At 72.0% G+C, this 9,206-nt stretch carries 10 protein-coding genes; 6 read left to right on the top strand and 4 right to left on the bottom strand.

The window, feature by feature from the left end; genetic code table 11:
* Window positions 1-43 precede the first annotated feature (43 nt).
* The 3 genes from AOK23_RS36455 to AOK23_RS36445 all read left to right on the top strand — a co-directional run bounded on the left by AOK23_RS36455 (window position 44) and on the right by AOK23_RS36445 (window position 1,737).
* Window positions 44-1,066: a Ppx/GppA family phosphatase gene (locus AOK23_RS36455; protein ID WP_055716796.1), complete on the top strand. Its 1,023-nt coding sequence runs from the start codon at window positions 44-46 to the stop codon at window positions 1,064-1,066.
* A gap of 26 nt (window positions 1,067-1,092) precedes the next feature.
* The gene (locus AOK23_RS36450; protein WP_055716795.1) at window positions 1,093-1,302 is read left to right on the top strand and encodes a hypothetical protein; all 210 of its coding nucleotides are present in this window, start codon (window positions 1,093-1,095) and stop codon (window positions 1,300-1,302) included.
* A gap of 243 nt (window positions 1,303-1,545) precedes the next feature.
* Entirely contained in the window at window positions 1,546-1,737 is a 192-nt protein-coding gene (locus AOK23_RS36445) for a hypothetical protein (protein ID WP_055512888.1), read from the top strand.
* Between the two features lie 176 nt (window positions 1,738-1,913).
* On the opposite strand, the gene AOK23_RS36440 is transcribed toward AOK23_RS36445, so the two are convergent.
* Entirely contained in the window at window positions 1,914-2,348 is a 435-nt protein-coding gene (locus AOK23_RS36440) for a protease inhibitor (protein ID WP_055716794.1), read from the bottom strand.
* A 484-nt stretch (window positions 2,349-2,832) separates the two neighbouring features.
* On the opposite strand from AOK23_RS36440, the gene AOK23_RS36435 reads away from it, so the two are divergent.
* Entirely contained in the window at window positions 2,833-4,002 is a 1,170-nt protein-coding gene (locus AOK23_RS36435) for a lactate 2-monooxygenase (RefSeq protein WP_055716793.1), read from the top strand.
* Between the two features lie 37 nt (window positions 4,003-4,039).
* On the opposite strand, the gene AOK23_RS36430 is transcribed toward AOK23_RS36435, so the two are convergent.
* Complete coding sequence (locus tag AOK23_RS36430; protein WP_055716792.1) at window positions 4,040-5,470, bottom strand: DUF2252 domain-containing protein; 1,431 nt, start codon at window positions 5,468-5,470, stop codon at window positions 4,040-4,042.
* A 37-nt stretch (window positions 5,471-5,507) separates the two neighbouring features.
* On the bottom strand, window positions 5,508-5,834 hold the full coding sequence (locus AOK23_RS36425) for a carboxymuconolactone decarboxylase family protein (protein ID WP_055716791.1): 327 nt from the start codon (window positions 5,832-5,834) through the stop codon (window positions 5,508-5,510).
* A gap of 243 nt (window positions 5,835-6,077) precedes the next feature.
* On the opposite strand from AOK23_RS36425, the gene AOK23_RS36420 reads away from it, so the two are divergent.
* Together AOK23_RS36420 and AOK23_RS36415 are read left to right on the top strand one after the other, a co-directional pair.
* A complete protein-coding gene (locus AOK23_RS36420; RefSeq protein WP_055716790.1) occupies window positions 6,078-6,443 on the top strand; it encodes an amphi-Trp domain-containing protein in 366 nt (121 codons plus the stop codon).
* Window positions 6,444-6,565: 122 nt separating this feature from the next.
* Entirely contained in the window at window positions 6,566-7,765 is a 1,200-nt protein-coding gene (locus tag AOK23_RS36415) for a serine hydrolase domain-containing protein (RefSeq protein WP_055716789.1), read from the top strand.
* A 41-nt stretch (window positions 7,766-7,806) separates the two neighbouring features.
* Here AOK23_RS36415 and AOK23_RS36410 read toward each other — a convergent pair.
* Window positions 7,807-9,206, bottom strand: a 1,400-nt coding sequence (locus AOK23_RS36410) for an RICIN domain-containing protein (RefSeq protein WP_055716788.1), incomplete at its 5' end; no start/stop codon positions are given.

The raw sequence follows: 9,206 nt of genomic DNA, 5'->3' as shown, positions 1-9,206 counted from the left end.
CCGCGACACGCGTGTCGCGGCGGCTCGCGGGTACTCCCGGGTCATGCGGATGAGCGTGGTGGATGTGGGATCGAACACCGTACGGCTCGTGGTGGCGGACACCGAGGGCGGCGTGCCGCTGCCGGTGCACACCGCCAAGTGGCGGCTGCGGCTGTCGGAGCAGGTGCCTCCCGGAGGGGACGTCCCCGACGAAGCCGTACGTCAGCTGTCGGAGGCGGTCGCGGCCGCGGCGCGGACGGCGGAACACTGGGGCGCCTCGGCCCCGTTGGCGTTTGCGACGGCCGTGGTGCGTTCCGCGCCGAACTGCCGGGACGTGTTGCGCGCCGTGCGCGAGGAGACCGGCGTACGCCTGTGCACCCTCCCCGGTGAGGTGGAGGCGGAGCTGACCTTCCTCGGGGCGCGGCGGTGGATGGGCTGGCGGTCGGGGCCGCTCGCGCTGCTCGACATCGGGGGCGGCTCCCTGGAGGTGGCGTTCGGGCGGGGGCGGCTGCCGGACTTCGTGGCGTCGCTGCCGCTGGGCGCGGGCCGGCTGACGCATGAGTTCTTCGGCGGGCAGGACATCCCGTCGCCCGACAGCGTCAAGGCGCTGCGCCGCAAGGTCCGCCACCAACTGCGGGACGTCGCCGCACGGATCCGATGGGAGGGGCCGCGCACCGCGGTGGCCACCTCCCGCACGTTCCAGCAGTTGGCGAGACTCTGCGGCGCCTCACCCGGTCGGCACGGCCCGTTCGTGGAGCGGGAGTTGCACCGGTCGGACCTGGCGCGCGCGATCGACCGCCTCGCCGCGCTCCCCGCGGCCGAGCGGTCCACGCTCCCGGGGATCTCCGTACCGCGCGCGGCGCAGAGCCTGGCCGGAGCGGTGGTCGGGCACACGACCATGAAGCTGACCGACCTCAGGTCGGTGACCGTCTGCCCGTGGGCGATCCGCGAGGGCGTGTTCCTCCGGCACATCGAGGACGGCCCGGCCTGGTGGGCGGAGGTCACCCAGGACGACGCGGGGCCCGCCGCCCCGCTGCCGAGTCAGGCCGGCCCGGTCGCCCTGCGGATCGCGACACCGGCCGGCTGACGCCACAGGAAAGGAGAAGGAACCCCATGACCCGTCACCAGAAGCGTGCGTCCGGCGACCGGCCCGAGACGGCCCTGGAGGAGGTCCTGCACGAGGCCGAGGAGGCGGAGACCCGCGTCACCGACTCCGCCCGGCAGCGCCGCCACCGGGGCGAGGCCGGTGAGGCGATCACGCCGAACGAACGGGCCCAGGAGGAGTCGCGGCACGACGGTAACCACGACCGAGACCGCGACTGACACAGCGACTCACACCGGCGAGGCCGGTGAACGGCGCGCGTGGGGCCGGGCGACGGACCGCCCGGCCCCACGCGTGCGCGGACCACGGGAGACCGGCCCTCGCGCCAACGGCGAAGCCACGCTCAGCGGTTCAGCGGTTGGCCGGGACATCGGGTGGAACGATGGAGGGGCCTGGGGCAGGTGTACACCGTGCCGGCCGCACCGGTACGCAATCCGAGCCACACAGAAGTGGAGACGCGCGCAGTGAAGTTCCTTCTCGAGGTCGACCTGGACAGTACGGGCTGGGACGAGGGCACCGCCGTCCAGGAGCTGGAGCGCATCCTGCGGTACTGGGGCGGAAACCTCCGCCACTGCGAGATGGCACCGGGCGACGGGCAGGCCCTGTACGACTCCGGACACCGGGAGGTGGGCCGCTGGACCGTCACCTCCGAGTGACCGGTCGGGCCCTCGACCCCGGAAACAAGATGCCGGGGGTCGGCCGGCAGCCCCACTCTGCCTGGCCGACCCCCGGATGGGATCGCGTGGCGCACCACGACAGGGCACGCACTCCCCAGTTACGGGCCCTCGCTCATCACTCGCGGAACCACACGACCCCGGTCTCGGGATCCCCTCTAGAAGGAGAACAGGGCCGTCGTCGCGGAGTTCTTCACGCAGTCGTTGGAGAAGACACGCTCGTACGCGACGCGCTTGCCCTCCCAGACGCCCTGGACGGTGACGATCACGGGGTCGTACTGCTTGGTGCAGAACGCCCCGGTCGTGCCGTTGAGGGCGTCGAAGTTCCCGTCGCTCGCCCGGAGTTCGGCGCACGCCTTGACGGCGGCCGGGTGGGTTCCGGAGGGGCGCGGCGCGCAGGTCAGAGTGACCGCGCGCTCAGGGGTGGCGACCGCGGCGTCCTCACCGTGGCCCGTGGTCAGGACCAGGGCTGAGGGCGCGTACAGCCCGGACGTGCCGGGCTGCGGGGCGGCCAGCGCAGAGCCCGCGAAGGGGCCGCAGACGGCGGTGGCCGTCAGGGTGAGAATCGCTGCCCATCGCGCGGTTTTCGGCATTGTGTGCATCCTTCCGCTCTTGGATTGCCGGCGGTTTCGTCTCACCTGTCACGTGGACGAAGCCCGCCCGATCGGTGCCGGTTCGGCGAGCGCCACTCTGCCGGGTCCACGGCCGGAACACACATCGACCCCATAGGTTTCAGTAACTTTGAGTGTTGAAGTAGTGGCGCGAAGTCACGGAATTCGAACATGCAAACCCCGATTCTGAGCGGCTCTTGATCGTCGGTTGATCACAGATGGCTGGATCTCCACGGCTCGGCAATCGGCCTGAAACATTCCGCTTGCCGCCGTGACGAACCCCGGATCGACCCCCGTGAGACCTCCTTGAGACCTCCGTTGTTCATGTCGGGACGCGGGGGACGAGAGTGGCGGGAGCGGCGGTGAAGTGGCGCATCGCGTCCCGGTGGTGGACGGCGACGGACCGACTCGTCAGGATCGTCGACGGAACGGGGCGTGCTCGACGACGAGAGGCGGGACGGCGCGGATGGCGAAGCACTGGGCGGATTTCCAGTACGAGATCTATCTGAACGGGATGGCGGGAGCCGTGCCGCGGCTGCCCACCGACCTCACCCGGCTGGAGGAACTCGCCGCGCACCGTCTCGGTGCCGGCCCCGTCGGCTACGTCGCGGGCAGCGCGGGCGACGGCAGCACCGCCCGCGCCAACCGCGCCGCCCTCGACCGCCATCGGATCGTGCCCCGGCTGCTGCGGGACGTGCGGGAACGGGACCTGACCGTCGAGGTCCTGGGCCGTACCCTGCCCGCGCCCCTGGCCCTCGCCCCGGTCGGCGTGCTGTCGATCGTGCACCCCGACGCGGAGTCCGCCGCCGCCCGGGCCGCCGCCGCGCAGGGCGTGCCGTACATCCTGTCCTCGGCGTCCAGCACACCCATGGAGGAGATCGCGGAGGTGATGGGCGACGCGGAGCGCTGGTTCCAGCTGTACTGGGCGAAGGACCGCGAGGTCACCCGGAGCTTCCTCGCGCGGGCCAGGGGCACCGGGTTCTCGGTGCTGGTCGTCACCCTGGACACACCGATGCTCGGCTGGCGGCCCCGGGACCTGGAACGGGCGTATCTGCCGTTCCTGCACGGCGTCGGCACCGCCAACTACTTCTCCGACCCGGCGTTCCGGGCGGGGCTCGCCAAGCCGGTGCACGAGGATCCCGACGCGGCCGTACTGCACTTCGTGGGCATGTTCGGGGATCCGGGGAAGACCTGGCCCGACCTCGCGTTCCTGCGGGAGCACTGGGACGGGCCGATCGTCCTCAAGGGCGTTCTGCATCCCGACGACGCCCGGCTCGCCGCCGACGCCGGGGTGGACGGTGTGGTCGTGTCCAACCACGGCGGCCGTCAGGTGGCCGGCTGCGTCGGCGCCGCGGACGCGCTGCCGGGGGTGGCCGAGGCGGTCGGGGACCGGCTGACCGTCCTCTTCGACAGCGGTGTCCGCACCGGCGACGACATCTTCAAGGCGCTGGCGCTGGGTGCCCGGGCCGTCCTCGTCGGCCGTCCGTACGTATACGGTCTCGCCCTCGACGGCCGGACCGGCGTCGAGCACGTCGTCCGTTCCCTGCTGGCCGAGTTCGACCTCACCCTGGCTCTCTCAGGACACCGGACGCCCGCGACGGTCGACGGGGGCTGCCTGGCCGCCGCCCCGGCGTGACGACGGGGCGGCGGCAGGGCGGCGGGGCAGGGCTGGATCAGGCGGCCTGCAGTTCCTGCGCGGGGAGCCGGCCCGCGCGTACGGCCCGGGTCAGGGCCTCGTGGTCGCGCTCGTTCTGGTCGGCGTAGGCCTCCGCGAAGGTGGCGAGGGCCCGGTCGAACGACTCGCCGCCGCCCAGGTACGCGGCGATCGCGATCCGGTCGCCGGACCGGGCGTGCGCACGCGCCAGGGTGAACCCGCACAGCGCGCCGAACGCCCGCATGTCCTTCGGCCGCATCCGCTCCGGCATGGCGATGCCCTTCCAGTCGCGCAGTTGACGGACGTAGAAGTCGCGCTGCTTGCCGTCGAACCCGTCCACCCGTTCCCAGCCGAGGAAGATGTCGCTGGTGGCCTGCATCAGCCGCTGGCCCGAGACGACCCGCTCGCCCTGGTTGGCGTACTTGCTCGCGCCGACGTGCGGGGCGAGGACGGAGGTGTCGGCCTCCTTGGCCTGGAGGAAGAGGGGGTCCCGGCCGTCCCGGCCGAGCAGGAGGAAGATCCAGCACCGGGTGCCCACGCTGCCGACACCGACGACCTTGCGGGCGACGTCGGCGAGCCGGTAGTCCGCGAGGAGCGAGCGCCGGTCGGACGGCAGGGTCGTGGCGTACCGCTCCAGCAGACCCCTGAACTGGCGTTCGAGACCGGCGCGCTCGATGGCCGGCAGCAGATCGGAGACCGGGATGAGCAGCGGGGGGTCCGCCGCGATCCTGGGCCGGCCGTCGACCGTCTCGGTGAGCTTGTCGAACACCTGCAGACTGTCGCGGGTACGGGCCTTGGCCAGGGCCTGGCTCAGATTCCGTTGGCTGCGCTTGCCCAGCCGGCCCGCGACGAGGGTTTCGAGGACGTCCGCGCCGATCTTCGCGTACCAGACCTCAAGGTTGCCCGCCTCCGCGAAGCGGATCATCGATTCGCGGTACTGGCGGACGGTGGCCCGCACGATACGGGCGCGCTGGGCGTCGTCGAACCCGTTGGCCCGGCCCGCGATGACGAGACTGGCCGAGAGCCGCTTGACGTCCCACTCCCAGGGGCCCGGCAGGGTCTCGTCGAAGTCGTTGATGTCGAACATCAGCTGTCTCTCCGGCGAGGCCAGCAGCCGGAAGTTCAGCATGTGCGCGTCCCCGCACAGTTGCGCCGTGAGACCCGAACTCGGGCTGCGGGCCAGGTCGGAGGCCATGATCGCGGCGGCGCCCCGGTAGAAGCGGAACGGGGACTCCATCATCCGGCCGTAGCGGATCGGGACGAGTTCGGGCACCCGTGTCGCGGACTGCGTCTCCAGGATCGACAGCGGGTCCGGCCGGTGGGGGGACGGCTTGTACACGGCGTGACCCGACCGCGGCGAGCGGCGGCGCGCCGCCTTGCCGAGGGCCGCGCGTTCCCCGGGCGTGGCGTGGGGTGCCGCGCGCATCGCCGTGGTCGCGTTCTGGGACATCGAGCCCCTCCTGCCTGTGGTGCTGCGGCCCGTACGGTCAGGCCCGGGGCTCCATCCCGGCGTCGGCGACGGCGATGGCGATGCCGAGTGCGGTGGAGATGTTCCCCGCCGCCGTCATGACGCGGGCGGTGCCCACGATGGGCGCGATGGCGACCAGCACGTCCTGGAGCTGCTCTGCGGTCAGGCCGGTCCTGAGGGCGGGGTCGATGTGGGCCACATAGGAGATGGGCGGGGCGTCCGACGCGGCGAGTGCGGCGATCCGCGTGAGGATCAGCATGTCCGGAGGCAGCCCGCACCGCTCCAACGAGTCGACCGTCATGGCGGCGAGGGTGTCCAGGACCGGGGTGTCAGATGCAGTGGACATGTCGAATAGCCTCCAGGTGAGGTGCGAGCCGGGGGAGACATGGGCGCAGGGGCTCGGGTTCCGCGAGCTCGGGGTCTCCCTCAACGGTAGAGCGGGTCCGGGCCGCACGCACGGGAAGGGCTGGTGGGCCCCCTGGTGCGACCGTTTCGGCGGGGGCCCATGCGGATGTCTCGGATGTCCGATTCCGCCCGCGGCAGCAGAATGGTCACTGTCCACCCGTTGGGTGAGGGATGGGAGACCTCCATGAAGGACCTCAAGTTCGAGCAGAAGCGCTCGCTGTCCCGTCGTGAGGCGGCCGACCAACTCACGGCGCTGGCCGAGGCCCTGCGGGCGGGCGGCGAGGCCGACATCGAACTCACCCCCGGAACGCTGAGCCTGCGGATCCCCGACGACCTCCGCAGCGAGATCGAGGTCGAGATCGGCGACGGCGAGGTCGAGCTGGAGATCGAGTTCACGTGGCGGACGGCGGGCAGCCGCACGGCATCGACCGAAGCTGCGAAGCCGACCACGAACAAGCCGACGCCCCGAAAGAGCCCGCCCGCCAAGTCCGCCGGAGGCGGCCCGAGCAAGCCCAGAACGACGAAGCGGTCCCCCGCGAAGGCCTCCTGAACCGGGCGATGTGGCAGTGTCAGGCAGGTCATCCGTGTGCGGGGCGGGTCAGGGTGTGATCGGGGTTCTCTCCGGGGCGGACCCCGATGCCCGGGTGTGTGGCCGTCCGGCAGTGTGAGGGCATGACCTCGATTCGTATGTCACGCAGGGCTTTTGGGGGCGTCGGCCTGTGGGGGACGGCCGCGCTGGCCGCCGCCTCGGTGCTGCCCGCGCCCCGCGCCCATGCCTCGTCCGCGCTGCTCCCGCCCTTGGATCCCGTGGCGTTGCAGGCTGCTGTCGACGACCTGGAGCACCCTCCGTCGACCGCGGCCCAGTTACAGGTCGGCGGTACGGCCGGCCGTTGGTACGGCACCTCGGGCGTGGCCGATCACCGCACGCGACGGCCAGTGACGGCGTACGACAAGGTCCGGATCGGCAGCATCACCAAGGTCTTCGTCGCCACCGTCGTGCTGCAGTTGGTGGCGGAGGGCCGGGTCGACCTGGACGCGCCGGTGCGGCGCGTCCTGCCGGGGCTGCTGCCACGCCGCTTCGCGGCTGTCACCGTGGCGCACCTGCTGAACCACACCAGTGGACTGCCCGACCATGTCGGCATCCCGGAGCCCAGGACCCCGGAGGAAGTGTTCCAGCACCGCTTCGACCACTGGACGCCGCACGAGTGGGTGGCGACGGCGACGCACGGGCCGCTGAAGTTCGCCCCGGGCACCCGGCAGGAGTACCGCGGCATCAACTACGTACTGGCCGCCCTCATCATCGACAAGGTGACCGGCCGCCCCTACGGGAAGGCCGTCGAGGCCCGCGTCCTGCGACCGCTGGATCTGACGCACACCGTCGTGCCGGGCGACGACCCTCGCATCCACGGCCGGCACGTGCACGGCTATCTGCGCATGACCGACGGCACCCTGCGGGACATCACCACCTACGATCCGTCGCCCAGCCGCGGCGAGGGCGACATGATCTCCACCACGGGGGACCTCGACCGGATGCTCGCCGCGCTGTTCTCCGGCGAACTGCTGCCCCCTGAGCTGCTTCGGCTGATGTTCACGCTTCCGCCGGACGACGTGCGCATGCTGGACGGTTCCCCGGCCCGCTACAGCACCGGGCTGCAGCAGGCCACCGTCAACGGCGTCACGTTCTGGGGCAAGACCGGCGAGACGTACGGCTACAAGAACGCCGCGTTCTCCACCCGCGACCAGCGGCGCCGCTTCGTGCTCGCGTACCACCCGACGACCCCCCGCGACGGCGAGGAGAGCCGGATGATCGCCCGCGTCGCCGACCTCCTCACCCGCGGCACCGGCGCCGCGGATGCGGCGCCCCGGGCATGACCGCACGCGCTGGTCACAGCCACGCGTCGCGCCGCCCCTTCCTACGAGTCGCCCCCCGGCAGCACCCCCGGCAGCAGGGTCGGCAGATTCGGCAGGTGGAGGGTGGTGAGGGAGGGCTGGGTGTCGGAGTTCGCTTCCGATTCGGTCGGGGTGTCGTCGCCGATGGACATGATCGAGCCGTTCTGCTCGGCGTCCGGGGAGACTTCGGGCTCGTCCGGCTTCCGCGCATCCGGCGCCGGCGCCTTCTCCTTCGCCTTCGGCTCCTTCGTGACCGGCTCGGTCTCGGCGGTGGGCGCCCCGGAGCCGGAGACGGAGAGCGACTCAGGGCTGGCGGTGACGCCGTCGGTGAGCCAGCGCTGGGCGCTGGAGTCGTCCCGGCCCTTCACCACGACATCGGCCTTGGCCTCGGTCCCGGTCGGGGCGACGGCCAGCCCCTCGCCCCACAGGGGCAGCAACTCCCCCTGCACGGTGAAGTCGTAGCGCACGTCCTCGCCGCGCCCGGAGTCCTCGTCGGCGCAGGTGCCGAGCACGACCACACCGGCGTCCACCTGGGAGTCCAGGCACAGCTCCGGGTTGGCGACACTGCGCAGCAGCCCGTCCTCCTCGTAGGACCACTTCTGGGTCCAGTCGGAGGAGCACACGGCTAGTTCCGTGGAGGCGCCCTTCACGGCCTTGCCGCCCTGGATGTCGAGGCACAGGTCGGCGGCCTGGTTGCGCAGCCGGGTCTGCTGGGGTGCCGTGGGGCGGCCGGCCTTCGCGGGCGGCGTCGGCGAGGCGCTGGTGCCGCTCTCGTCGCCGGTGTCGGGCGCCGTGGTGACACCGCCGCCGGCGCTGGTGGACGCGGCGGGGTCCGCACCGCTGCCGTCGTCGGACAGCAGGGCGGCACCGAGGATCGCGGCGAGCAGCGCGCCGGAGGAGACGCCGACGGTGAGCAGGGCCCGGGGGGTGCGTGCCCCGGCGGTGATCCGGCGGCGCTGGGCGGGGATCTGGGAGAGCAGACGGTGCTTGCCACCGCCCCCCGAACGTCTCGAATTCCCCTTGAACGGCATCCGGCCGGGCCGGGAGTCGAGATAGCGCCGCGCGCCCCAGCCGAGCACGGCCTCGGCGATGACCCCGCCGAGTCCGCCCTCGAAATGACTGAGCTGGTCCGCCGCGTAACGGCAGTAGCGGCACTCCAGCAGATGCTGCTGCACATCGGGGAGCAGGGCACCGCCGCGGCGAATCGGCACGTCCAGGAGGCGGTTGTAGAAGCGACAGTCCTTGGACGGCGCGAGTTCCCGGTGGGCGCGCACACAGCCCTCGCGGAATTTCTCGCGCGCCTGCTCCAGCGTGGCCGTCGCGCTGTCGGCGTCCAACCCCAGCAGACCAGTGGGTATGGTTATCGTTTCGGCTTCTACCTCGGTGTGCCACAACAGGCACTGCGCGACGGCCACGCTGGAGC

Source organism: Streptomyces torulosus (assembly GCF_001419765.1).
GTDB classification, from domain to species: domain Bacteria; phylum Actinomycetota; class Actinomycetes; order Streptomycetales; family Streptomycetaceae; genus Streptomyces; species Streptomyces torulosus.
This window is presented reverse-complemented; position numbering and strand designations above follow the sequence as displayed.

Excerpts from the sequence above, each read along its gene's own strand:
- AOK23_RS36455 (WP_055716796.1), top strand. The coding sequence starts at position 44 with ATGCGGATGAGCGTGGTGGATGTGGGATCGAACACCGTACGGCTCGTG.
- AOK23_RS36440 (WP_055716794.1), bottom strand. The coding sequence starts at position 2,348 with ATGCCGAAAACCGCGCGATGGGCAGCGATTCTCACCCTGACGGCCACC.
- AOK23_RS36415 (WP_055716789.1), top strand. The coding sequence starts at position 6,566 with ATGACCTCGATTCGTATGTCACGCAGGGCTTTTGGGGGCGTCGGCCTG.
- AOK23_RS36420 (WP_055716790.1), top strand. The coding sequence starts at position 6,078 with ATGAAGGACCTCAAGTTCGAGCAGAAGCGCTCGCTGTCCCGTCGTGAG.
- AOK23_RS36430 (WP_055716792.1), bottom strand. The coding sequence starts at position 5,470 with ATGTCCCAGAACGCGACCACGGCGATGCGCGCGGCACCCCACGCCACG.
- AOK23_RS36450 (WP_055716795.1), top strand. The coding sequence starts at position 1,093 with ATGACCCGTCACCAGAAGCGTGCGTCCGGCGACCGGCCCGAGACGGCC.
- AOK23_RS36435 (WP_055716793.1), top strand. The coding sequence starts at position 2,833 with ATGGCGAAGCACTGGGCGGATTTCCAGTACGAGATCTATCTGAACGGG.
- AOK23_RS36425 (WP_055716791.1), bottom strand. The coding sequence starts at position 5,834 with ATGTCCACTGCATCTGACACCCCGGTCCTGGACACCCTCGCCGCCATG.